At 71.9% G+C, this 23,481-nt stretch carries 19 protein-coding genes and 1 pseudogene; 9 read left to right on the top strand and 11 right to left on the bottom strand.

Annotation, left to right across the window (positions count from 1 at the left end; genetic code table 11):
- Window positions 1-308 precede the first annotated feature (308 nt).
- Together B7R87_RS16515 and B7R87_RS16520 are read right to left on the bottom strand one after the other, a co-directional pair.
- Window positions 309-1,604: an MFS transporter gene (locus tag B7R87_RS16515; RefSeq protein WP_006347942.1), complete on the bottom strand. Its 1,296-nt coding sequence runs from the start codon at window positions 1,602-1,604 to the stop codon at window positions 309-311.
- Complete coding sequence (locus tag B7R87_RS16520; RefSeq protein ID WP_006347941.1) at window positions 1,601-2,863, bottom strand: aminotransferase class V-fold PLP-dependent enzyme; 1,263 nt, start codon at window positions 2,861-2,863, stop codon at window positions 1,601-1,603. Before B7R87_RS16520 ends, B7R87_RS16515 begins: the two co-directional genes overlap by 4 nt.
- Between B7R87_RS16520 and B7R87_RS16525 the strand changes: the two genes are divergently transcribed.
- The 3 genes from B7R87_RS16525 (at window position 2,862) to B7R87_RS16535 (ending at window position 6,344) form a co-directional block, all read left to right on the top strand.
- Complete coding sequence (locus tag B7R87_RS16525) at window positions 2,862-4,274, top strand: aminotransferase-like domain-containing protein (protein WP_040915465.1); 1,413 nt, start codon at window positions 2,862-2,864, stop codon at window positions 4,272-4,274. The two genes, B7R87_RS16520 and B7R87_RS16525, sit on opposite strands and share 2 nt — an antisense overlap.
- Window positions 4,275-4,749: 475 nt before the next feature.
- Window positions 4,750-5,946, top strand: a complete 1,197-nt coding sequence (locus B7R87_RS16530; protein WP_006347939.1) for a L,D-transpeptidase — start codon at window positions 4,750-4,752, stop codon at window positions 5,944-5,946.
- A 32-nt stretch (window positions 5,947-5,978) separates the two neighbouring features.
- The gene (locus B7R87_RS16535) at window positions 5,979-6,344 is read left to right on the top strand and encodes an iron chaperone (protein WP_040915463.1); all 366 of its coding nucleotides are present in this window, start codon (window positions 5,979-5,981) and stop codon (window positions 6,342-6,344) included.
- A gap of 31 nt (window positions 6,345-6,375) precedes the next feature.
- Here B7R87_RS16535 and B7R87_RS16540 read toward each other — a convergent pair whose 3' ends face one another.
- A complete protein-coding gene (locus tag B7R87_RS16540; RefSeq protein ID WP_130584981.1) occupies window positions 6,376-7,341 on the bottom strand; it encodes a terpene synthase family protein in 966 nt (321 codons plus the stop codon).
- Window positions 7,338-8,702 carry a cytochrome P450 gene (locus tag B7R87_RS16545; protein ID WP_006347936.1) on the bottom strand — a complete coding sequence of 455 codons (1,365 nt, stop codon included), beginning with the start codon at window positions 8,700-8,702 and terminating at the stop codon, window positions 7,338-7,340. Before B7R87_RS16545 ends, B7R87_RS16540 begins: the two co-directional genes overlap by 4 nt.
- A gap of 366 nt (window positions 8,703-9,068) precedes the next feature.
- On the opposite strand from B7R87_RS16545, the gene B7R87_RS16550 reads away from it, so the two are divergent.
- Together B7R87_RS16550 and B7R87_RS16555 are read left to right on the top strand one after the other, a co-directional pair.
- A complete protein-coding gene (locus tag B7R87_RS16550; protein WP_006347935.1) occupies window positions 9,069-9,554 on the top strand; it encodes a MarR family winged helix-turn-helix transcriptional regulator in 486 nt (161 codons plus the stop codon).
- A 126-nt stretch (window positions 9,555-9,680) separates the two neighbouring features.
- Window positions 9,681-11,819 (top strand): MMPL family transporter, encoded by a 2,139-nt coding sequence (locus B7R87_RS16555; RefSeq protein ID WP_006347934.1) that lies wholly within the window; start codon window positions 9,681-9,683, stop codon window positions 11,817-11,819.
- A gap of 25 nt (window positions 11,820-11,844) precedes the next feature.
- Here the strand turns inward: B7R87_RS16555 and B7R87_RS16560 are convergent, their stop codons facing one another.
- Window positions 11,845-12,405 (bottom strand): TetR/AcrR family transcriptional regulator, encoded by a 561-nt coding sequence (locus tag B7R87_RS16560; protein ID WP_100249149.1) that lies wholly within the window; start codon window positions 12,403-12,405, stop codon window positions 11,845-11,847.
- 102 nt (window positions 12,406-12,507) lie between these two features.
- Between B7R87_RS16560 and B7R87_RS16565 the strand changes: the two genes are divergently transcribed.
- On the top strand, window positions 12,508-13,149 hold the full coding sequence (locus tag B7R87_RS16565) for a DUF2867 domain-containing protein (RefSeq protein ID WP_006347932.1): 642 nt from the start codon (window positions 12,508-12,510) through the stop codon (window positions 13,147-13,149).
- Between the two features lie 90 nt (window positions 13,150-13,239).
- Here B7R87_RS16565 and B7R87_RS16570 read toward each other — a convergent pair whose 3' ends face one another.
- From B7R87_RS16570 to B7R87_RS16585, 4 genes and pseudogenes are all read right to left on the bottom strand, one after another.
- The gene (locus B7R87_RS16570; RefSeq protein WP_006347931.1) at window positions 13,240-14,109 is read right to left on the bottom strand and encodes an ABC transporter permease; all 870 of its coding nucleotides are present in this window, start codon (window positions 14,107-14,109) and stop codon (window positions 13,240-13,242) included.
- A complete protein-coding gene (locus B7R87_RS16575) occupies window positions 14,106-15,122 on the bottom strand; it encodes a daunorubicin resistance protein DrrA family ABC transporter ATP-binding protein (RefSeq protein WP_006347930.1) in 1,017 nt (338 codons plus the stop codon). Before B7R87_RS16575 ends, B7R87_RS16570 begins: the two co-directional genes overlap by 4 nt.
- A gap of 191 nt (window positions 15,123-15,313) precedes the next feature.
- A pseudogene (locus B7R87_RS16580) lies at window positions 15,314-15,579 on the bottom strand (NADPH-dependent FMN reductase); the annotation flags it as partial.
- 98 nt (window positions 15,580-15,677) lie between these two features.
- Window positions 15,678-16,055 (bottom strand): hypothetical protein, encoded by a 378-nt coding sequence (locus B7R87_RS16585; protein ID WP_040915478.1) that lies wholly within the window; start codon window positions 16,053-16,055, stop codon window positions 15,678-15,680.
- A 242-nt stretch (window positions 16,056-16,297) separates the two neighbouring features.
- Here B7R87_RS16585 and B7R87_RS16590 point away from each other — a divergent pair, with 242 nt between their 5' ends.
- Both B7R87_RS16590 and B7R87_RS16595 read left to right on the top strand, forming a co-directional pair.
- Window positions 16,298-17,185 carry a hypothetical protein gene (locus B7R87_RS16590; protein ID WP_006347927.1) on the top strand — a complete coding sequence of 296 codons (888 nt, stop codon included), beginning with the start codon at window positions 16,298-16,300 and terminating at the stop codon, window positions 17,183-17,185.
- Window positions 17,186-17,328: 143 nt separating this feature from the next.
- Window positions 17,329-18,384, top strand: coding sequence for an endonuclease/exonuclease/phosphatase family protein (locus B7R87_RS16595; protein ID WP_040915477.1), 1,056 nt, complete (start codon window positions 17,329-17,331; stop codon window positions 18,382-18,384).
- Window positions 18,385-18,425: 41 nt separating this feature from the next.
- On the opposite strand, the gene B7R87_RS16600 is transcribed toward B7R87_RS16595, so the two are convergent.
- Window positions 18,426-18,866 (bottom strand): RNA-binding S4 domain-containing protein, encoded by a 441-nt coding sequence (locus B7R87_RS16600; RefSeq protein WP_006347925.1) that lies wholly within the window; start codon window positions 18,864-18,866, stop codon window positions 18,426-18,428.
- A 147-nt stretch (window positions 18,867-19,013) separates the two neighbouring features.
- Window positions 19,014-21,098, bottom strand: a complete 2,085-nt coding sequence (locus B7R87_RS16605; RefSeq protein WP_006347924.1) for a PhoX family protein — start codon at window positions 21,096-21,098, stop codon at window positions 19,014-19,016.
- Window positions 21,099-21,428: 330 nt separating this feature from the next.
- On the opposite strand from B7R87_RS16605, the gene B7R87_RS16610 reads away from it, so the two are divergent.
- On the top strand, window positions 21,429-23,480 hold the full coding sequence (locus tag B7R87_RS16610; RefSeq protein WP_164516009.1) for a VWA domain-containing protein: 2,052 nt from the start codon (window positions 21,429-21,431) through the stop codon (window positions 23,478-23,480).
- Window position 23,481 lies beyond the last annotated feature (1 nt).

Consider the following 23,481-nt stretch of genomic DNA (forward strand, 5'->3'; position numbering starts at 1 on the left):
GACGGGGCCGGGGCCCGTCCGGGAGGTCTCGCCTCACCGGTGGATGGTGCTCGACAGGCAGGTCCAATCCGGGCACATGATCGGAAAATGGTGCAGGGTGAGGCGAGTGATGTCTGCTCAAGGCCACCGCGGCCCGGCCCGATCTGCTAGGCCGTGTCCGCAAAGCAGCACCGCCCGCCCGAAGGGCGTCCAGAGGCAGGCGGGACTTCGCGGACACGACCCGGAGGACGGAAGGGGGACTGCGTGCCGCGCCGCCCGTCGAAGCAGTGGGCCGGAGTTCCGGAGTCACACGAGGCGATGCACGGCTGTCATCGGACCGTGTCCGGTTCCCGGGCCGGCGAGGGCATGGCCGTCAGCCGGGTGACGGGCGACCGGAAGAGCGCGACCACGACGGCGGCGGAGCCGATCGCCGCGACCGTCAGCGCGCCGCGGGCGCCGATGGCGCCGGAGAGCAGGCCTCCGGCCAGGCCGCCGAGGGCGCCGCCGCCGAAGAGCAGGGTCCGGAAGGAGGCCGTCATCCGGCCCATCAGCTCCTGTGGCGTGCTGATCTGGCGCAGGCTCACGATGATGACGCCCGCCACCCCCAGCCCGAGGTAGGTGGTGAGGAACGAGAGGACGAAGAGCCCCACCATCACGGGCCGGGGCCCCGCGGCCACGGCGACCAGGACGGGGCCGAGCAGCAGTGCGGACTGGGACACGAGGTAGACGCGCCCGAGCGGGAAGCGCCGGATGATCCTGCGGGAGATCGCGGCTCCGGTCAGTCCACCGAGAGAGGCCGCGGCGAAGATGCCGCCGATGGTCGCCGGGCCGAGCCCGAGATCGCCCGTTCCGTACAGCAGGAACATGGTCCAGACGGAGATCATCGAAAAGTTGCAGCAGAAGCCGATCAGCGCGAGGGACCGCAGGACGGGGTTGCGGAAGACCCAGCGCAGACCGTCCCGGAGTTCGGCCCGCAGCTGCCGCCGCTCGGCCGGTTGCGCGGGCCGCGGTTCACGGCTCCGGATGAGCAGCAGCGAGACGATGGACACCAGATAGGAGACGGCGTCGACGATCAGTGCGACGGGCGCGGTCAGCGCGGCGACGAGTACCCCGGCGACCCCGGGGCCTGCCACATCGGCCGCGGAGGCTCCGGCGCTGAGTTTCGCGCCCGCTTCGACGTACCGCTTGGGGTCACGCACCAGGCTCGGCACGTACGACATCCAGCTGACGTCGAAGAGTACGGAGGCGGTGCCGACGGCGCAGGCGATCACCATCAGGGTCACCATGTCGAGGGCGTCCAGCCAGTGGAGCAGCGGCACCAGGGCGAGCAGGGCCATCCGGACCGTATTGGCGCCGATCATCAGACGGCGCCTGCGGGACCGGTCCACCCAGACCCCGAAGAGCAGGGCGAGGCCGAGATAGGGCACGAGCTGCAGGAAGCGCAGCACACCCACCTGCTCGTCGGTGGCCTGGAAGGCGCTGATGGCGGTCAGTGGCAGGGCGAGGTTGGTGACATGCGCGCCGACCAGCGAAAGGGTTTCGCCGAACCACAGTTTGAGGAAGTCGCCATGGCGCCAGAGGCTGCTGTCGCCGGACGTATCCGGGCCGGGTGCGCCGGCCGTCAACGCGGCCCCCGCAGGGCGTCCCGCGAGGGGTGCAGGATCTCGGATACGGCCGCGGCGACCTCGTCCACTTCCTCCTCGGTGTTGTAGTAGTGGGGAGACAGGCGCAGGCACCAGTCGACGTTCTTGGTGCCGAAGTCGAACTGCGCGAACTCGCGGAAACTCAGGGCCGAGTTGATGGAACGCGCGTCCACGGCGGCTTTGAACTGCTGGGGCTCCCAGCCGTCGACGGCGAAGGTCACCAGGGCGCCGAGCCGCGGCCCCCGGTCCAGGACGCGTACCCCGGGAATCGGTTCGAGCGCCCGGCGGAGCCGGGCCGCCAGCGCGGGCGTCCGGTGCGCGATGGCCTCGATGCCGATATTGCGGGCGTAGCGGACCGCTGCGGCGCTGCCGAGCACGGTGGCGTAGGGGAACTCCCACTCCTCGAACCGGGCCGCGGAGTCCACGGCCCGGTAGCGGTCTGGTGCCGTCCAGCGGGCGCCGTGCATATCTATGAAGAGCGGTTCGTATCCCGCGCGCAGGAAGCGGTCGGAGACGTAGAGGAATCCGGAGGCGCGGGGGCCGCGCAGGAACTTCCGGCAGGTGGCGGTGAGCAGATCGCAGCCGATCCCGGCCACGTCGATCGGGTACTGGCCGACCGACTGGCAGGCGTCGACGAGATAGAGCAGGTCCAGTTCGCGGCAGTGGCGGCCGATCTCTGCGACGGGTGAGACCAGACCGGAGTTGGTGGGGATATGGGTGGCCGACACCAGCCGGGGGCGGAGTGATCGCATCAGCCCGGCCATCGCCGCCACATCGACCCCGCCTTCGGGGCTGTCCGGGGCGTGCACGATGCTCACGCCGAACCTCTTGCGCAGCGACAGGAAGGCGATCTGGTTGGAGACGAAGTCGTCGCGGGTGGTCAGGATGGTGTCGCCGGGGGCGAACGGAATCGCCGAGAGAGCGTTGGCGTAGGCGTGGGTGGCGCTGCCCGCGAAGGCGATGTTGCGGGGTGCGGCGTTGATCAGCGCGGCGACCTCGGTGTGGAATTCGCCGATCTCGGCGGCCCGGGCGGCGGACGCCTCGTAGCCGCCGATCTCCGCTTCCAGCTTCAGATGGCCGAGGACCGTGTCCAGGACGGGGGTCGTCAGCAGCCCGCAGCCCGCGTTGTTGAAGTGGGTGACATTCCGGCAGCCGGGGGTCTCGGCCCTCAGGGCCTCGATGTCCCAGTCCCGGTGAAGTGCTTCCGAACCTGATGCGATAGCGCTACCATGATCCTTCATGTCTGACAGTAGCACTTCTGAAGAGTTGGCGGCCAGGCTCCGTGAACTCCTCACCGGGCTGGCTCCCGGTGACCGGCTGCCCAGCAGCCGGGAGTTGATCCAGCGCTACCGGGTCGGTCCCGCCACGGTCGCGCGCGCCATCGCCCTGCTCGCCGCGGAGGGCGCGGTGGTCACCCGGCCCGGCAGCGGCACTTATGCCGCACAGCGCCCCGGGCCCCGTACGGAGGTCACCGACACCGCGTGGCAGACGGTCGCGCTGACCGACCGCGCCGTCGACACCCGGCTGATCGCCGATGTCCCGCCGGCGCCCGCGGGGACGATCACGCTGGACGGCGGCTATGTGCACCGGTCCCTCCAGCCGGTCCGGGCGCTGAGCGCGGCGCTGGCCCGGGCCGCCCGCCGCCCCGACGCCTGGGACCGTGCGCCCGCGAGCGGACTGGCGGCACTGCGTACCGTGTTCGCCGCTGTCGCGGGTGGCGGGGTGACGCCCGAGGACGTCCTGATCACCGCGGGCGGGCAGAGCGCCCTGTCCATCGCGTTCCGTGCGATCGCCGGACCGGGCGATCCGGTGCTGGTGGAGTCGCCCGGCTATCCGGGCGCCGTCGCCGCAGCCCGCGCCGCCGGGCTCCGCCCGGTGCCCGTACCGGTCGACCAGGACGGTGTCCGGCCCGATCTGCTGGCCGATGCCTTCGCGATGACCGGGGCGCGGCTGTTCTACTGCCAGCCCGCATTCCACAATCCGACCGGCGCGGTGCTGGCACCGGAGCGGCGCAGGCAGGTCCTCGATGTGGCCAGGGCCACCGGCGCCTTCGTCGTCGAGGACGATTTCGCGCGGTATCTGGGGCACGGCGGTCCGGTCCCGAAACCCCTGATGGCCGATGACCACAACGGCACCGCCGTCCACATCACCTCACTCACCAAACCCGCGGCGCCCAGCCTGCGGATCGGTGCCCTGATCGCCCGGGGCCCGGTGATGGAACGGCTGCGCGCGGTCCGTCTCGTGGACGACTTCTTCATCGCGCGGCCCCTGCAGGAGGCCGCCGTCGAACTGCTCGGTTCCCCCTCCTGGGAACGGCACGTCCGGACCCTCGCCGAAGAACTGCGCGGACGCTGTGCCCTGCTGGCCGGGGCGATCGCCCGCGAGGTCCCGGAATGGACACCCGCCGGCCTGCCCGCCGGTGGCCTGCATCTCTGGTACCGCCTGCCCGCCGGTACGGACGACACCGCCTTCGCCGCGGCGGCCCGCCGGCACGGTGTGGCCGTCAGCCCGGGCGTCCGCTACTTCGCCACCGAGCCGTCGGCTGCCCATCTGCGACTCGGCTTCGCCGCCACGAGCGACGGCGCCGAACTGGCCGAGGCGGCACGCCGACTGGGCGCCCTCGTACGGGGCGAGGCCGCCACCGGCGAATGACGGCTCACCACCCGCGCCGGGCCCGGCTGCCCGCTTTACGAGTTGGAGAAGAAGAAGTGACTTGCCGCGGTGCCGCGCCCGGGCGGGATCGGCCCGGGCCCGGGGCGGAGGGCGCGCGCCGGCCCCATCACCCGGAAATTCCTTCCCCGGTGAGGCAACCGGATCGGTGGTCCATCCCCTTCTTCTCATACAGAACACATGGGGACGAGTACGGGGGACAGCAGGGTGGGGACCTTGAACAGCGATGGGCACCTCGTGGCGCCGGAAGGTGCCCGGGGGCCAGGCGTGTGGTGCGCTGCCCGGCCGGCCCGGAATCCGCCGTATCCGGGGGACGTCCGGGGCCGAAGTTCCGGCTGGCTCTGACCGTTTCCCGGGCCGGCCACCGCAGTCCACGGCCAACCCTCACGCCTATCCGCCGCCAACATCCTCTGGAGCCTCTGTGCGCCCGATATCCATACGCCCCAACCGTTCCTCTGTGCGCCGCCGCACCACTGCCGTCTGTCTGGCCGCCGTGCTGGGGCCGCTCGTACTGACCGCCTGTTCCGGGGGGAGCCCGGCCGAGAAGGCCGACGGCAAGGCCGCCGCGGGGGCAGTGAAGGCCGAAGGGGCGCCCGCGACCGTCGCGGTGACGCCGAGCGGGACGGGGGTACGGGCCGGGGCGCCGGTGAAGGTCACCGCCAGCGGCGGGACCCTGACCTCCGTCACCGTCACCGACGGCAAGGGCGCCGCGCTCTCCGGCGCACTGTCCGCGGGCAACACCGTGTGGACGTCCGAACGACCGGCCGCGCCCGGGGCGACGTACCGCGTGAGCGCCAAGACCCGGGGTACGGGCGGCGCCGAGGGCACGAAGGAGGCGTCGTTCTCCACCGCGGACGCCGGCAAGGTCAACACGGTGGTCCTGGCCCCCGTCGGCAAGACGATCGGCATCGCCCACCCGGTGTCGATCGCCTTCACGAAGCCCGTGAAGAACAAGGCCGAGGTGGAGAAGGCCCTCAAGGTCACCACGGACAACAACACCGAGGGCTCCTGGGGCTGGGTCAAGGACTTCCACGGCAAGGACCGGATCGACTGGCGGCCCAGGAACTACTGGAAGCCGGGCACCAAGGTCACCCTCGATGCCCGGCTCAACGGCGTCGACTCCGGCCCGTCCGGCGGTTTCCTCGTCAAGGACTACCGGCTCTCCTTCGCCATCGGCCGCGCCCAGGAGGTGAAGGTCGACCTCGACCGCAAGCAGCTCGCCTTCCAGCGCGACGGGAAGACGGTCCGTACGATCCCCGTCTCCGGCGGCGACCCCGACCACGGCGACAAGGCGTCCTGGCGCGGTATCCAGGTCCTGATGAGCAAAGAAGGCACGGTCAGGATGCGGTCCCAGAGCGTGGGCCTGGGCGACGCCTACGACAAGATGGTCGGCTACTCGATGCGCCTGACCTGGTCGGGCGCGTACGCCCATGCCGCTCCGTGGAACTCCGCCTACTTCGGCAAGGCCAACAAGAGCTCCGGCTGCATCGGCATGAGCACCGCGAACGCCCAGTCCTTCTACCAGGACATCCAGGTCGGTGACCCGTTCACGGTGACCGGCAAGGACACCAAGGGCCTGCCGCCGCAGGGCAACGGCTTCAGCAACTGGAACCTGTCCTGGGAGGAGTGGCAGCAGCGCAGCGCCCTGAACTGAGCCCGAGCAGCGGCTTCCCATATGCTCATGGAATGGTGCAAAGCGCGGCAGGTGACGTCGACGGCTATCTGGCTGAGGCTCCGGAGGAGCGCAGAGCCGTGCTGACCGAGCTGCGGCGGCTGTGCCGGGCGGAGCTGGCGGGTTTCGACGAGGTCATGGCGTACGGCATGCCCGCGTACGAGCGCGACGGCACCGCGGAGATCGCCTTCGCGAGTCAGAAGCAGTACATCTCCTTCTACCTCCTGCGCAGCGACGTCCGCGAGGCCTTCGAGGAACGGCTGGCCGGGCAGGACATGGGCAAGGGCTGCCTGCGGTTCCGCAAGCCGGAGCGCGTCGACTTCGGCCTGCTGCGCGATCTGCTCAGGGCCACCGCGGCCCGGCCCGGCACGGTCTGCTGACACCGCCGGGCCGCCGGACCGCCGGGCGTCCTCAGGCGGGGACGGGTGTCCGGTGGTACCGGCCGGTCGACAGGGACCAGGTCAGGTTGCCCCGCATCCACGACTCCAGGCCGTCGAGGTAGCGGCCCAGCTCCGGGCCCGCCGTGACCCGGGGCCGGAGTGCGCAGTAGGCGGCGACTTCGGCGTCGTGCATGTCCGCGGCCGCGTCGATCGCCTCCTGGACCGTGCCGCGGTCCCGGCGGTGCAGCAGGATCGGCAGGTTGACCGGATGGTTGCTGCGGTCGGCCTCCTTCTCGTACGAGTGGATGTCATTGGCCCAGCAGACGACGTTGACCGCTTTCGTCGTCAGTGCTCTGACCTCCGGACGCGCCAGCTCGGCCGCCGGGAGTTCGAACCGGCCGATGACGTCGATCAGCGCCAGACAGGTCGGTACCGCGCCGGTGTGGACGCGCATGGCCGTGTACTCCTCGACCGTGGGCCACACCGCATCCGCCCGGTTGCCGGCCTCCCACACCTGGGCGAACCAGTAGCCCAGCACCGAGGTGACGAACCGGTCGACCTGGACCCGGGTGCCGACCGCCGCCAGCCGCCGCCGCAGGTCCCGCAGCGCCGAGGTGAAGGGGTCCTCCTCGTCGACCCGGGTCCCGGGCTCCTGGAGGATCCGCAGGAAGGACGCCAGGCTCCGGGCCATCGGACCGGGCCGGGCGCCCGCCCCGGTCTCCTCGGAGCGGACGTCGTCGAAGGCGAACAGCCACATCTGCCAGTCGGCGTGGAGCTGCACCAGTTCCGTATCGGCGTGCGGTGTCGTACGGGACGCCTGCCAGCCGATCTTCGACCGGCCGAAGCGGCCCCGTACGGCGGTATCGGTGAGGAGTCCGTACGCGTCGAGCCACTCCAGGGACCTGCGGTCGATCTCGGCGGCTTCGGGATGGACCTGGTCGGGGAAGGGGCAGTACAGCTTCGGCATCCGCAGTGCCGTCGTCCTCGCCGATGTCATGAGAGCGCTCCGTGATCAGTGGTGCCACGGCCCTGCCTGGGACGGACGATCATCGGCAGGCGGTCCGGTTTGGGGATGATCGCCGGCTTGGTGCGCACGGTGGTCCCGGGGGCGGGGGCGAGCCGGTGGCGTGCGGTGACGGCGGCCACGGCGGCGAGCATCTCGGCCCAGGAGAACGTGTCACCGATGCATTTGTGGACACCGGCGCCGAACGGAAGCCAGGTGTCCCGCCGGACCGGCCGCTCGCCGGGCGACCAGCGGCCGGGGTCCAGCCGCTCCGGATCGGGGAACAGCTCGGGGTCGCGGTGGAGTGCGTAGAGGCTGTACGCCACCTCGGCACCGGCGGGCAGCCGGACGCCGCCCAGCTCGACGGGGTCGGTGGTGCGCCGGATGAGCATGAGGAACGAGTGCAGCCGGGCGACTTCCTTGAGGAAACGGTCGGTGTAGTCCAGCGCGGCCAGCTGATCCGGCCCGACCGGCCCCCGGCCGACGACCGCGTCGACCTCCTCCTCGACGCGTTCGCGGATCTCGGGATGACGGCCCAGCTCATGGAAGGCCCAGGTCAGAGTGGAGGCGGTGGTATCCACTCCGGCGTTCAGCATGGTCACCGCCTGATCGCGGATCCACTGGTCGCTCCTCGGTGCGCCGGTGGCCGGGTCCCGCAGGGAGAGCAGGAGCGCCAGCAGGTCCTGCCGGTCGCCGGGCCGGGCGCGGCGTTCCGTGATGATCCGGTCGAGGGTGGCGTGGATCGCTTCGGCTGCGGCGGCGAACCGCCGGTTCACCGGGAGCGGTGCCGCCGTCAGCGACGGCGGCAGCACCGCGCGCATCATGGCTCCCTGGCTGATCACCTTCACCACGTCCGCGAGTTCGTGCTTACCGGCGCGTTCCAGATCGCAGGAGAACAGCGCCTCGGTGAGATTGGTGATCGCGAGGTGGTACATCGCCTCGTTGACGTCGACGCGTTCGCCGGGGTGCCAGGACTCCGCCAGCTTGCGGGCGTTGTCGCTCATGATCGCGGTGTAGTGGTCGAGTCGGTCACGGCGGAACCCCGGCTGAATCATCCGCCGGTCGGTGCGGTGCCGTTCCCCGTCCGAGGTCACCAGCCCCTCGCCGAAGACGGCACCGGCGCGCTGGAAGATCGTGCCGCGCTCGAAACTGCCGGACTGCGCGACCAGGACCTGGTGGACCAGCTCCGGGTCCGTGACGAAATGCAGTGTCATCCGGCCCAGGCCGACCCGGACCACCTTCCCGACCGTCCGCAGGCCGAGCAGGAACTCCAGCGGGTCGCGCCACAGTTGCCAGGCGTGCCCGATGAGCGGAAGCCGGCCGGGGGCCAGGGGGGTTGCGGTTGCCGAACTCATAACGCGGCTCCTTCGGGAGGCCGGTGGGGGAGACGCCCGCGCCCGCGGTCCCGAACCGCGGCCACGGACCGCCTCAGCCGCCCCTACCCGGGCGGAGCCTGACGGGACCGCGGACCCGCGGGAACCCCGCGATCGTGTGAGTGCTCCGTACGGGTGAACGAGACGGTTTCCGGCCGCCGTCTGTTTCCCTGTCCTCGCACCTGCGCCGTCAGCTCGCCGCGGGCGCCGATGAGGCGGGAGAGCAGGCCTCCGGCCAGGCCTCCGGATGCCGTCGTCCGGCCCATTCGGGGCGAGGGGGCGCAGGACGGGGTTGCAGGACGGTCCGGCGCAGACCGTCCCGGCGGCGGGCCGGATACGCTGCCGGGCGTGGAAGCGGTGAACGGTGGTGGCGCGGCGGCGCCGGAGCGGCTGAGGGCGCTGGCCGTCTCCCTGCGGCGGGTCAACGGTGAGATCAACCGGCTGACGGACGCCTTCGCGACAGCCCATGGACTGCATGCGACGGACATGAGCGCGCTCGCCGCGGTCCTGGACGCGGAGCAGCCGGTCACCCCGGGGATGCTGCGGACGCGGCTGGGCCTGACGTCCGGCGCGGTGACCGCCTGTCTGGACCGGTTGGAGCGCGCCGGTCATATCCGCCGTACCCGTGATGAAACGGACCGGCGGGTGGTCCGGGTCGAGTACGTGGACGAGGCACGGTTGGCGGCGCGGGCCTTCTTCCGTCCGCTGGCGGTGGCGGGGGAGCGCGCGCGAGGACGGTTCGATGACGAGGAACTCGACGTGGTGCTGAGGTTCCTGGACGCCTTCAGCGAGGAGATGGCCGGGCTGGAGGAGCCCCCGGGCCCGTCGGTCTGACGGAGCGCGGGGTGGGTGCGGCCGGGGGCGATGGCATCACCTACGATCCGAATGTCTCACTCCATCAAGATAATCGGCCCGTCGGTCGTTCGTCAGTCGCCCGTCGAGACAGCGGATGTGTCCTCCATGCCCCGAACCGCCCGCCCCGCCCGGTCCTCCCGTGCCGCCCGCTGGCTGATCCCGCTGCTCCTCCTCGCCGCCTGGCTGGGTGTCGGCGGGGTGCTCGGCCCGTACGCGGGGAAGCTCGGCGAGGTCGCCACCAACGACCAAGCGGCGTTCCTGCCCCGTACCGCCGAGTCGACCCGGGTCATCGACATGCAGGAGGACTTCAGGCAGAGCGACGCCGTGCCGCTCGTCGTGGTGTGGACCGCGCGCGGGGGCGGCCCGCTGCCGGAGACGGCGCGCGCGGACGCCACCGCTGCCCTGAAGGGGATCGACGGCTCACCCCTGCTCGCCGGAAACCCCTCCCCCGCCCTCGCCTCGGACGACGGCCGCGCCCTGCGGGCGGTGGTGCCGCTGAGGACCGGTCTCGACGACGGCCTGGCCGACGCGCTGGACGAGATCGGGGCCGAGGCCCGGACGGTGCCGGGGACCGCCGTCCATCTCGCGGGCCCGGCAGCTGCCCAGGCGGACCTCAAGAACGCGTTCTCCGGGATCGACGGTCTGCTGCTGGGCGTGGCCCTCGCGACGGTGCTCGTCATCCTGCTGCTGGTCTACCGCAGCGTCCTGCTGCCGCTGCTGATCATCGTGGCCGCCGTGTTCGCGCTCGCCCTCGCCTGCGCGGTGGTGTACGCGCTCGCCGAACGCGGGATCGTGCGGGTCGACGGCCAGGTCCAGGGCATCCTGTCGATCCTGGTGATCGGTGCGGCCACGGACTACGCCCTGCTCCTGACGGCCAGATTCCGCGAAGAGCTGGAGCGGGGGGACGACCGTACGGCGGCGATGCGGGCCGCCCTGCGCCGCTCGGCCGGGCCGGTGCTGGCCAGCGCGGCCACCGTGGCGCTGGGACTGCTCGCGCTCCTGCTGAGCGATCTGACCAACAACCGTGCGCTGGGGCCCGTCGGTGCCATCGGTATCGTCTGCGCGGTCGCGGCAGCGCTCACCTTCCTCCCCGCCGTGCTCGTCCTCCTCGGCCGCGCGGCCTACTGGCCCGCGCGGCCCCACCGGGAGGATCCGGCGACGGCGACCGGCTCGCACCGGCTCTGGCGCCGGGTCGCCGACCTGGTGGACCGGGCACCGCGCCGGGTCTGGGCGGCCACGCTGGCGGCCCTGCTCGCCTGCGCCGCCTTCGCCCCGAACCTGACCTCGCGCGGAGTGCCGCTGGACGAGACCTTCGTCGGCGACGTGCCGTCCGTGGCAGCGCAGGCCGTACTCGGTGAGCACTTCCCGGGCGGCTCGGGCAGCCCCGCCGTGGTGATCGCACGCGCCGAGGCACTGGAGCCGGTCACCGCCGCCGCCCGGCAGGTACCGGGCGTCGCCTCCGTCCTCCCGACGACCGCCGGGGGCAGTCCCGGTGGCCCGCCGCTGATCGCCGAGGGCCGGATACGGCTGGACGTCACCCTGGCCGACCCCGCCGACAGCGAAGCGGCCGAACGGACCGTGGCCGCACTGCGGGACGCCGTCCGAGCGGTGCCCGGCGCCGACACGCTGGTGGGCGGGGTCACCGCCCAGCGGATCGACACCCAGCGGACGGCGGCGGCCGATCGCACCCTCATCGTGCCGGTCGTCCTGGCGATCATCCTGATCATCCTCACGGCACTGCTGCGCTCCCTGCTGATGCCGCTGCTCCTGGTGGCGACGGTCGCACTGAACTTCTTCGCCACCCTCGGCGTCGCGTCCCTGGTCTTCACCCACCTTCTGGGCTTCACCGGCACGGACGCCTCGGTACCGCTCTACGGATTCGTCTTCCTGGTGGCGCTCGGGGTGGACTACAACATCTTCCTGATGTCCCGTGTCCGCGAGGAGTCGATCCGCCTCGGCACACGCGAAGGCCTGCGCCACGGACTGGTGGCAACCGGCGGGGTGATCACCTCGGCCGGAGTGGTCCTGGCGGCGACGTTCGCGGCACTGGGGGTGATCCCGCTGGCCTTCCTGATCCAGATCGCCTTCATCGTGGCGTTCGGCGTCCTCCTGGACACCCTGGTCGTCCGCTCCCTGCTGGTCCCCGCCCTCGTGCGGAGCCTGGGCGAACGTGCCTGGTGGCCCGGTGACCCGGCCGGCTTCCGCCGTCCGCAGGCCGGACGGGACTCCGGCGGGACCGCCTAGAAGACGGAAGGGGAACTGCGCCCCTTCAGCCCGTCGGCGGGCGGTCGAGGATCAGATCGCCCGCGCGCTGGAGGACTTCCAGCCTGGTACGGCCGTTGTGGTCGGCGGCCAGGGTGTGGCGGCCCACCGTCATGCAGAAGGCCAGCAGACTGCGGGCCTCCACCTCGTCGGGGTCGGCGCAGAAGGTGCCGATCATCTCCCGCAGCAGCTCCATGCGCCGGTTGTCGACCCGGCGCAGGCGCTCCGCCACGGACGGATCGCGGCGGGCCCAGTCGCGGACCGCGAGGTCGACGGGGAGCAGCTCGTCGGAGAAGGTGAGCAGGCCCGCCCGCTGGGCTTTGGTCTTGGGGTCGCCGCCCTCGCGCTCGACCTGCGCGATCACCTCGTCGGTGCTCTCCCGCTCCCAGGTGTCCAGCATGGCCGTCAGCAGGGCGTCGCGGTCCGCGAAGTACCCGTAGAAACCGCCCTTGGTGACGCCGAGCCGTTTGGCGAGCACCTCGACGCGGACGGCGTCCGGGCCGCCGTCGGCGAGGGCCCGCAGGCCCTCCTCCACCCAGCGGTCACGGGGTGTGCGAGCTGCGCCCACGGTGTGCTCCACCTCACTCGGGAGCCGGATATACGGTGCCGTATATCGGGCTTAGGGTTGTGCTGTACGCCAGCGTATAAGAGGGAGAGGGCGGACCGTGCCATGAGGCTTCCCCGTACGGCACACACCGAACAGCCGTGGCGGATCCACGCCGTCGCCCCCGACTTCCGGGTCGAGGACGTGTGGTCCTTCCGCACCCCCGGCGCCGGGCCCGGCGACTTCCCCGTGATGCTCGCCGCGATGCGCGCGGACGGCGGTTTCGCCCGGCAGCCGCCCGTGGTGCGGTTCCTCTTCGCGGTCCGCTGGAAGCTGGGCGCGCTGTTCGGCTGGGACCGGTCGGAGGCGGGCCTCGGGGGCCGGGTCGGGTCACTGCGCGGGCGGCTGCCGGACGATCTGCGGAACACGGTCGGCGCGCCGGAGCCGGACGGCAGTCCGTTCACCCCGCTCTACGATCTGCCCGGCGAATCCGTCCAGGAGCTGGCGAACGGCACCGGGCACTCCCTGATGCACCTGGGCTGGGCGCCCGCGGCCGGAGGGGCCGGGGAGTACGAGCTGCGGATGGCGGTCCTGGTCAAGCCCAACGGGCGCTTCGGCAGCCTCTACATGGCCCTCATCGCGCCGTTCCGCCATCTGGTCGTCTATCCGGCGCTGACCCGGATGTGGGAGCGGGCCTGGCGCGAACACGGGCGGGCGAACGCCGGTGGGAGCGCGCCCGGTGCGCCCGGTGCGACCGCGGAGGGGTGAACGCCGGGCCGGGCCAGGGGGCGGTGCGAACGGATGCGGTGGGGCGTCCTCGACCCCCGTACGAGGACGCCGCCTCCGCAACCGCCCGGCCTACTTGCGGTTGTAGAGCCGCATCGTGATCGTTCCGAAGACCGTGACCAGCGCGACCGACCAGCCCAGCGTCCAGGCGATGTCCGCCGCCGGCCATTCGCCCGCCATCAGTTCGCGTACCGCCGAGGCGACGTGCGTCACCGGGCTGTTGTTCACGAACGCCTGGAGCCAGCCCGGCATCGTCTTCGGGTCGACGAAGATGTTGCTCAGGAAGGTCAGCGGGAAAATGATCATCATGCTGACGCCCATGACCGACTTCTCGGTGCGCAGCATCAGGCCGAACATCGTCCAGACCCAGGAGAAGGAGAAGGCGAAGACGAGCAGTAGCGCCACGCCGAGGACCACTCCGACGAACCCGCCGTCGGGGCGGTAGCCGATCAGCATGCCGACGGCCAGGATCACGACCGATCCGATGCAGTAGCGGATGAGGTCGCCCAGGAGATAGCCGACCATCGGGGCCGGACGCCAGATCGGCAGCGTACGGAAGCGGTCGAATACACCCTTGCTGATGTCGGTGTTGACCGCGATGCCCGTGTACATCGTGATCATCACGATGCTCATGGTCAGGATGCCGGGCAGGAGGAACTGGATGTACTCCTGGGTGGATCCGGCCAGCGCCCCTCCGAAGAGGTACGTGTACATCAGCACCATCATGATCGGGAACGCCGTTACGTCGAACAGCTGCTCCGGCACATGTTTGATCTTGAGCATGGCCCGCCAGCCGAAGGTGACGGAGGCGGAGATCGCGCTCGGTCTCCGCGGCCGCTCCTGTCCCACCAGCAGGGCCGCGAGGTCCTCCGCCTTCGGGGTCTCCAGAACCAGGTCGTCGAGATCCTTGGCGGTGTCGCTCTTCGTCGTCGCGGTGGTCATGCCGCCGCCCCCTTCGTGCTCGCGTCGGCGGTGCTGCTGCTGTGGCTGTTGTGGGTCGTCTTGTCGGTCAGGGCGAGGAAGACCTCGTCCAGGCTGGGCTGCCCCAGCGAGAAGTTGTCGACGGTGATCCCGGCCCGGGAGAGCTCCGCGAGGGCCCGGCCCGCGTGCTCGGCCGCGTCCCCGCCCTCGACGAGGCCGCCGACCCGCGCGGTGAGCGCGACCGGGTCGGAGTCGAGCTGCACCTCGCCGCCGAGCGCCGCGGCGAGCAGCTTCTCGGCCTCGGGCCGCTGGTCCGCGTGGCGCAGGCGCAGATGGACGCTGCCGGAGCCGACGGACGCCTTCAGCTCGCCCTTGGTGCCCTCGGCGATCACCTTGCCGTGGTCGATCACGGCGATCCGGGACGCCAGCTGATCGGCCTCGTCCAGATACTGCGTGGTCAGCAGGACGGTGGTGCCCTGGGAGACCACCGCGCGCACGATGTCCCAGACCTGGCTGCGGCTGCGCGGGTCGAGCCCGGTGGTGGGCTCGTCCAGGAACAGCAGGTCGGGGGTGTTGAGGATGGACGCGGCGATGTCGATACGGCGCCGCATGCCGCCCGAGTAGTTTTTGATCTGCCGCCCCGCCGCCTCGGTGAGGCCGAAGGCGTGCAGGAGCTGTTCGGCGCGGCTGCGGGCTGCGGCCTTGGAGTGGCCGAGCAGACGGGCGAGCAGCAGCAGGTTCTCCGTACCCGTGAGGTCCTCGTCGACCGATGCGTACTGGCCGGTCAGGCTCACCCGGCTGCGTACCGTGTCGGCGTCCTTCAGGACGTCCTTGCCGAAGACCCGGGCCTCTCCGCCGTCCGGCCGGAGCAGGGTGGCCAGCATCTTGACCGTGGTGGTCTTTCCGGCGCCGTTGGGGCCGAGGACGCCGTAGACCGTGCCCGCGGGGACCGCGAGGTCGACGCCGTCGACCGCGCGGTTCTCGCCGAAGACCTTCACCAGGCCTCGGGTCTCGATGGCCAGTTCTGTACTCATTCGTCAGTCCTTGTGTTTCTTGTGTTCCTTGATGAAATCGAAAACTTCTTCGGGGCCGCTGTGGAGGATTCGACTCGTCCGGTGCGGGAAACTCATCGCCGCCGGGCGTTTCCGCCGGGATGTTCTGGGGCCCCGGCTGCGGGCGAACGGGTTAAAAACGGTATCAAAGTAAATAAACAGCGGGGTGTGCTTCAGGAGACGTACGGGCGGGCTGCCCGCGCCTCGCGCAGTGCCGTACCCCACCGGCCGAGCCGGTCGAGCATCAGGGCGATGGGCCGGTCACGGCCCGTCAGCGGTTCGTCAGCGGTTCGTTGAGAAGGTTGATCGCGACGCCGTTGCGCAGCGCCACGGTGTGCAGTCCGGTGAAGACGGAGCGCAGATGCTCCACCGCGTGCAGCCCGCAGGATCCGTGTCCGTAGCTCATGAACGCAACCGGTTTTGTCTGCCACTCGTCGTAACAGGACAGGCGCGAGACGTGGTCGCGCGGCCGCCGGATCGGATCCGGCGGCCGCGCGAGGGGTAGCTGCGGTGGGGGGCTCGGTGGGGCCCCGGGGGTCAGGGCCCCCTGGTGTGGAAGACGTAGAACGACGACACGCCCGTGACCGCGGCGACGATCACCCCCAGCCAGGCCGAGCTGAGGATGCTGTCGCCGGTCAGGCTGTGCAGGAAGCCGACGGCCGCTCCGGCCAGTGCGCCGTAGGCGGCGGCCCGCACCTCCTGGATCAGCCGGCCCTGGATACGGCCGATGCCGTAGGCCAGCGCCGTGAAGACGATGCCCGCGACCACGCCGTACAGGACGTCCCACCAGCTCACCGGGGATCCGGTGCGGTGCAGGAAGCCCGCGTAGAAGCCGAAGAAGGCGCCGAGGGCGAGAGGGATCGCCCAGGCGGCGGAGATGTGGTGGCGGACGGGCAGTGCTGCTGGTGCGGCCATGGCGGGACGCTCCTTCCCACGCGGGTCCTCCGAGCCCCCGGCCTCGGTGTACGGCACCCGGTCCTGTTCCCAGGGCACACCAGCGGTCCGCGCCCGGCAACTCGTACGGCCGGTGGTGCGGTGGATTCGGTACGGGGGCGGGGGCGTGGCAGGCGCGTACGGCCCCGGAGTGTGCGGGTCCGGCGCGCCCGGGTGGCCGAGCACCGGTCGCGCCCGCGGCCCGGGGCGCTTTCCCTGGAAGGGTGCGGAGCCTCCTGTCGACCGTCCTGATCGCCCTCGTCGCCGTACTGACCCCGCTGAGCGCGCTCGCCGTATGGGCCGACCGGGAGATCGGAGACACCGACGGGTACGTCGCCGCGATGGCCCCGCTCGCCGCCGATCCCGAGGTGCGGAACGCCGTCGCCGACCGGATCACGGACCGGGTGACCGCCGAGCTGGTGAGCCGCGGGGGCGGATCCGGAGAGGACGGTTCCGGGGAGGGCGGTTCCGGCAGCGGGGCGGCCGGGGACGCCGAGCTGCGGGAGCTGGTGCACGACGCCGTCCTGTCGTTCGCGGCCACGGAGGCGTACCGCACGGCCTGGAACACCGTGAACCAGGCCGCGCACACCGCCGTCGAGAACGCGCTCACCAGCTTTGACGGCAGAACCGCCAGTGTGGATCTGGCACCGGTGGCCGAGCAGTTGAAGGCCCGGCTGAGCAGGGACGGAGTCCCGTACGCGGACCGGATCCCGGTCGGTGACACCCGGACCGTGGTGCTGGAGTCCGACCGGCTGGGCGCGGCGCGCGGGGTGTTCGACGGTCTCCAGCACGCGGGCATCGCCCTGCCGCTGCTGACCGTGGTACTGGCGCTGTGGGCCCTGCTGCTGGTGCCGCGCGGGCTGCCCGAACTGGCGCTGGCCCTGGCGGTGGGCGGGGCGCTGCTGCTGGCCGCGGTCGCGCTCGTACGGCAGCTGACGCTGGGGGACCCGCCGATGGCGCTGAACCGGCCGGCCGCGGGGGCGGCCTTCGATGCGCTGACCGCGTCGCTGAGGCTGACGTCGTGGGCGCTGATAGGGGGCGGGGGGCTGGTGGCGGCCCTGACCGTCCGCAACCGCCGTAAGCGGCGGAAATTGCTGGAAAGCGGTGGATGAGCAGGCGCGGGAGAACGGGATGGAGCGGGAGAAAGCGGAGGGAGGCACTCAAGAAGTGGCTAGTTGATGCCATGGGCGACCGGGCGGCCCGGATGTCGCGGACACTGGTGTTCGACATCGCGGACGATCGAAGGGCTTCGTACATGGACAGCGCCAGCGCCAGCGCCACCTCGACGGCGGCGGATGACGCGGGGGATCAGGAAGAGCGGCTCCATGACGATCCCGACCGCCCCCGCCGGGGGGCCGGGCGCCGGATCGCGGCGTGGTGCGCGGCGCTGCTGCTGATCGTGCCGACGGTCGTCGTCGCCTGCCGGGTCGCGGACACGGACGCGGTGACCCCGATTCCGCAGCTCCTCGCCTTCCTGCCGTGGCTGCTGGTGCCCGCCGGCGCGGCGCTGCTGCTGGCGGCGCTGGCCCGCTGGATCCCGGGCCTGATCTGGGCCGCCGTCGTCCTCGCGATCACCGGCTGGTTCGTCCGGCCGTACGACATCGGGCTCGCGGACAAGCCGTCCGGCAAGGCGGTCGCCAAGCTCGAAGTGCTCACGTCGAACGTGGAGTTCGGCAACGGCACCGCGGGGCTGCTGGAGCTGATCGAGAAGGAGCAGCCCGATCTGGTCTTTGTGACGGAGTGCGCCGAAGCCTGCTCGCAGGGGCTCGCGACCCGGATCCCGCTGTCCGACTACCCCCACCGGAACGTGGTGGAGGGCAAGCTCGCCTTCGGCTCCGCGATCCTCAGCAAGTACCCGCTGAAGAAGGGCGCCGGTATCGAGTCCACCCTGGCGATGCCGGGCTCCGTCGCCACCATCGCGGGCCAGGAGGTCCAGGTCCAGCTGGCGCACCCGCTGCCGCCGGTCCCGAGCGGTATGGACGACTGGCACCGGGAGCTGGGCCGGATGAAGAAGTACGCGGCAGGGGTGAGGGACGTTCCGACGATCTTCGCCGGGGACTTCAACGCGGGCCAGGACCATGCCGCCTTCCGGCGCATATTGGACGCGGGCAAGCTGCGTTCGGCAGCCGCGCTCGGGGGCGCGTCCCGGACGCCGTCCTGGCCGACGATGGTCGGCCGCCCGCTGGGCACGCAGATCGACCATGTGCTGATCAGCAAGGAGTTCTCGGTCCGCAAGGCCCGTTTCGTGGAGCTGGACAACACCGATCACCGCGCGCTGCTGACGGAGCTGGAGCTGCACGAGAAGCGGTAGCAGGGGGTGGGGCCGGTCCGGGCGGGGGTTCGCGCGGCGGTTCAGTCGGTGCCGGGCGGGGTCCGGCCGTGGGTGTCCAGGTGGCGCTGGGCCAGGCGTTCCATCTCGCGGCGGTCCCGCTTGGTGGGGCGGCCCGCGCCCCGGTCCCGGACGGCCACCGGGGCGGTGAACTCCCTCGGCGGGGGCGGCGGGCTGTTGTCCTCGTAGCACTGGACGGCCACGGGCGCGCCCACCCGCTTGCGGATGATCGTGGAGATGGTGACCAGCCGCTCACGGCCCTCGTGGAAGAGCCGGACCCGGTCCCCGGGCTTGACGGCGGTCGCGGGCTTCACCCGCTCGCCGTTCACCCTGACATGCCCCGCCTTGCAGGCGGCGGCCGCCTGGGACCGCGTCTTCGTCAGGCGTACGGACCAGATCCACACATCGACGCGTGCGGACTCGCCGGACGGCGGCGGTGCGGTGGACTGACCCTGGGATGCCATGCCTCCGACCCTACGCCCGGGGAGGGGAAGGACGGCGGGGAGTTTCCGCCCGCGCCGCACCGGAGTGACGGGGGTTCCGTGCGTACGGGACCGGACAGGGCGGTACGGGGGCCGGGCCCGCGCCCGGCCCCCGTACCGCCCGACGGGTCAGACGCCGATACCGCGGCCGTCCTTGCGCCAGACCGCCACGACCGCCGGGCGCACGATCCGGCCCGGACCGTCCGGCCAGACACTCGCCGGCTTCTCCACCGACGCCCCGTCCAGCTCTCCCGGATGCTGCACGGCGACCAGGACCCGGCGCTCCTGAATCACCGGACCGCAGGTCTCCGCCCCCTTCGGCACGGTCAGGAACTGCTTCAGCTCACCGCGCCGCTCACCGTGCACGGCCACCCCGAACAGACCGTCGTGCGAGCCGAGCTGGTTGCCGTCCGTGGAGATCCACAGATTGCCGTGCGGGTCGAACGCCACATTGTCCGGGCAGGAGATCGGGCTGACCTTCTCCTTCGGGAAGCCCGCGAAGTAGGTGGACGGGTCCTTGGGGTCACCGGCCACCAGGAACAGCCGCCAGGCGAATCCGTCGCTCGTCGGATCGTCCCAGTTCTCCGCCAGTTCGAGGATCTGGCCGTGCTTGTTGAGGTTCCGCGGATTGGCCTCGTCCGCGCCGGGCTTGCCCGCCTTGCCGCGGTCGGAGTTGTTGGTCAGCGCCACATACACCCGACCGGTGCGCGGCGAGGGCTCCACGTCCTCGGGCCGGTCCATCTTGGTGGCCCCGACCTTGTCGCCCGCGAGCCGGGTGAAGACGTACACCTCCTCGGCGGTCATCCCCGGGACGTGCGAGACATTGCCGGTCGCCAGCGGGATCCAGACGCCCGAACCGTCGAACTCGCCGTCGTTCGGCAGCTTCCCCGTGCCGTCGACCTCCGCCGCCGGGCTGTCCCCGGACAGCTTCGCCACATACAGCGTGCCCTCGTCGAGCAGGGTGCGGTTGTGCTCGCGGGCGGCGCGCGAACCGCCCTTCATCATCCGCTTCGAGGAGACGAACTTGTAGAAGTAGTCGAACCGCTCGTCGTCGCCCATGTAGACCACCGGACGGCCGTCGTCCGTCAGTCTCGGCTGCGCCGCCTCGTGCTTGAAGCGGCCCAGCGCGGTCCGCTTCCGGGGCGTGTAGTCGGGGTCGTACGGGTCCAGCTCGACGACCCAGCCGAAGCGGTGCGACTCGTTGGGCTCCTGCTTGACGTCGAAGCGCTGGTCGAACCGCTCCCACTTGCGTTCCGAGGCGCCGGTGCCGATGCCGTACCGCTTGTCGGTGGTGCTGGAGCCGTTCGCGAAGTACTGGTTGAAGTTCTCCTCGCCGTGCAGCGTCGTCCCCCAGGGGGTTTCGCCGCCCGCGCAGTTGTTGAGCGTGCCGAGCACCCGCCGGCCGCTCGGGTCCGCCGAGGTCCGCAGCAGCGCGCCCCCCGCGGCCGGGCCCGTGACCAGGAACGGGTCGGTCGCGGTCAGCCGCCGGTTGAGGTGGTGCCGGGTCACCGGAGTCAGCCCGCCGGACTTCCGCTCCTCCTCGACCACGACGACCGACAGACCGTGCGCCGCCCAGGCGATCTCCACCTGCTCGCGGGTCGGGTTCTCGGGGTCGTACCCCCGGAACATCAGCATCTCGTCCGTGTACTCGTGGTTGGCGACCAGCACCTGACGGCCGCGCTCGCCCGGCAGCGGGAGAAGCGAGAGGAAGTCGTTGTTGTAGCCGAACTGGCCCGCCTGCGCCTTCGCCGACTGCCGCCGCTCGTCGAACTTCGGTGCCCCCCGCAGGATCGGGTCGCCCCAGCGGATGACCAGGCCCTGGGTATAGCCGTCGGGGACGGTGACCTTGTCGTCCCGGTTGGGGGCGACGGGCTTGAAGCGCAGCCCCCGGGCGCCGTCCCCGCCGCTCCCGGAGCCCGGTTTGTGCCCGTGCCCGTGGCCCCGGTGGCCCACCGGGGCGGCGACCGCCCCGGCGCCCCCGCCCGGCCCCGTGACCGTCGCGGCCCCGGCCGCGGCGGCCACCGTCACCACGGCGGCGGCCCGCACCATCGAGCGGCGCGACAGGGCGCCCGCGATGATGTCACCGGCGTACTCGTTGTCGCTGGTGTTCGGGACCTCCTGGAAACAGGCGTCACCACAGCGGTAGCGGCAGGTCAGGGCGGAACGGCCACCCGCGTGCGGAGTGGCGCTCAACAACGGCAGCAGCTTGCGCACTTCGTCCTCCTCCGGCGCGCACCGCGCCGACAGCGTGTCGGAATGTCTCCGGGCGTGACGTTAGGGGGGAACGTGTGCAAAGTGGCGGACATCGGATGAACGGCGGATGAATCCACAGCGTGCGTATGACGTGTCTCGGCCAAGGGGGGTGCGCCGGGTGGGGCGGGGGCGGGCCGTGGTGGGCCGCGGCGTCCGGAGGGTTCGGTGGGTCCGGGGCGTGTCACGGGCGGCGGCTAACCTTACGTGTCCGCCCTGACCAGGACACGACCGGGACAGCCTGGTCCAAGCGCGGACAATCACCGCACTTGACTGATGCGAAAGGGCTCACTCATGGGCATTCGGAGTTTGCTGCGCAAGGTGTTCGGCCGTGACCGCTCGGAGCCCAGCGAGTCGGCGACGGTTCCGCCCCAGGCGGACCGTAAGGATTCGGCCACGGTGACGTCGGCCGCCGTGAGTTCGCCCGAGGTGAGTTCGGCTGCGGTGAGTTCGCCTGCGGCGGAGCCGGAGCCGGTGGCGGAGCCGAAGGGGCAGGGGGAGCCGGAGGCCGTACCCGCGGCCGGGGTGGACTCCCCGGAGGAGCGGGCGGCGGATCTGGTGTCGGCGGCGTTCGACAAGGCGCGCACCACGGTGGCGCTTCCCGCGCAGACGAGGACGGAGCCCGAGCCGGAGCCGAAGTCGGCGGAGGAGCCGGTGTCGGAGGCGGAGGCGGAGAAGCCTGAGGCCGTCACGGAGCCCGAGCCCGCGCCGGAGGCGGTGGTAGCGGAGGAGCTGAAGCCGGACTCCGAGCCCGAGCCCGAGCCCGAGCCGGAGGCGGAACCGGTGGCGGAGGCGGTCACGGAGCCCGCGCCGGAGCCCGTGGTACCGGAGGAGCCGGAGCCTGAGGCGGAGTTGAAGCCGGAGGAGCCGGAGGCGGTGACGGAGCCCGAGCCGGTGGCGGCGGCCGAGTCGGCGCCGCCCCGCGAGGCCGATGCCGCTGTCGAGCCCGAGGTGGCGGTGGAACCCGAGGCCCCGCAGGCCGAGCCCGAGCCGGAGGCGGAGACGCAGCCGGTGGCAGTGGAGGAGCCGGAGCCCGAGCCGGAGGTGAAGCAGGAGGAGCCGGAGGCGGTCGTCGAGCCCGCGCCGGAGCCCGAGCCCGAGGTGGCCGTGGAGCCCGAGGCTGTCGTGGCCGCCGACGAGGCTCCTGCCGCCGAGGCCGAGGCTGAGCCCGTTGCCGTCGCAGTGGCCGAGGGAGAGGAAGCGGAGGCGGAGGCCGCTCCGGCGGCCGTCGTGGACGAAGTTCCCCCCGCGGGCGATGAAGCCCCGGACGCGCCGGACGCCGCTCCGGCCGAGCCGACCGCGGTCGACGGCCCTGCGCCGGTGGCGCAGGATACGCCCGAGCCCGAGCCCGTTGCCGTCGTTGCCTCCACCGAGGCCGAGGCCGAGGCCGGGGCCGGGGCCGCTGACGTGGACGCTCCCGCTGAGCAGCCCGTTGCCGCCGAGCCCGCTCCCGCAGAGGCCGCCGAGGTCGAGACGGAGCCCGAGCCCGAGGCTGCTGCCGCCGAAGCGGACGCTCCCGCGGAGGCCCCGGAGGCAACCGAGGAGGCCCCCGCGGCCGAGGCTGCTGCTCCGGCCGCTGCCGAAGCCGAGGCGCCCGCCGCCGAAGGCGACACCGTGCCCGCCGCTGCCGCGGAAGTCCCCGCCGTCGCGGTCGAGGCGCCCGCCGAGCCCGCCGCCCCCGCGGCTAACGCTGCCGCCGTCTCCGTACCCCCCGCCCTCACCGGCGCGGCCACCGCCGCAGCCGCGGCCGTCTCGCGGGCCGGGCTCGACGGGGTGCGGGCCCGGGTGTATCTCGTGCTGGACCGGTCCGGGTCGATGCGCGGGTACTTCAAGGACGGGAGCGCCCAGGCGCTCGGGGAGCAGACGCTGGCGCTGGCCGCGCAGTTCGGGCGGGACCGGGTGCAGGTGGTGTTCTTCTCCACCGAGGTCGACGGGACCGGCGAGCTGACCGGCGCCTCCTACGAGAACCGGATCGACGAACTCCACGCCTCCCTCGGACGGATGGGGCGGACCAACTACCACCTCGCCGTCGAAGAGGTCCTCGCCCTGCACGCGAAGGGCGACGACCCCGCCGCGCCCGCGTTCGTCGTGTTCCAGACGGACGGCGCCCCCGAGTCCCGTACCGCCGCGACCGCCGCGCTGACGGCCGCCGCGGAACGGCCTGTCTTCTGGCAGTTCGTGGCCTTCGGGGAGCACGACGCCAAGGCCTTCGACTATCTGCGGAAGCTGACCACGGAGGGTGCCGGCGGTCCGTCGAACGTCGGCTTTTTCCACGCGGGACCGGCGCCGAAGGACCTCTCCGACGCCGAGCTGTACGACGGGCTGCTCACGGTCTGGCGCCTCTGAC

Origin of the sequence: Streptomyces tsukubensis, from assembly GCF_003932715.1 — a bacterium.
GTDB lineage: Bacteria > Actinomycetota > Actinomycetes > Streptomycetales > Streptomycetaceae > Streptomyces > Streptomyces tsukubensis.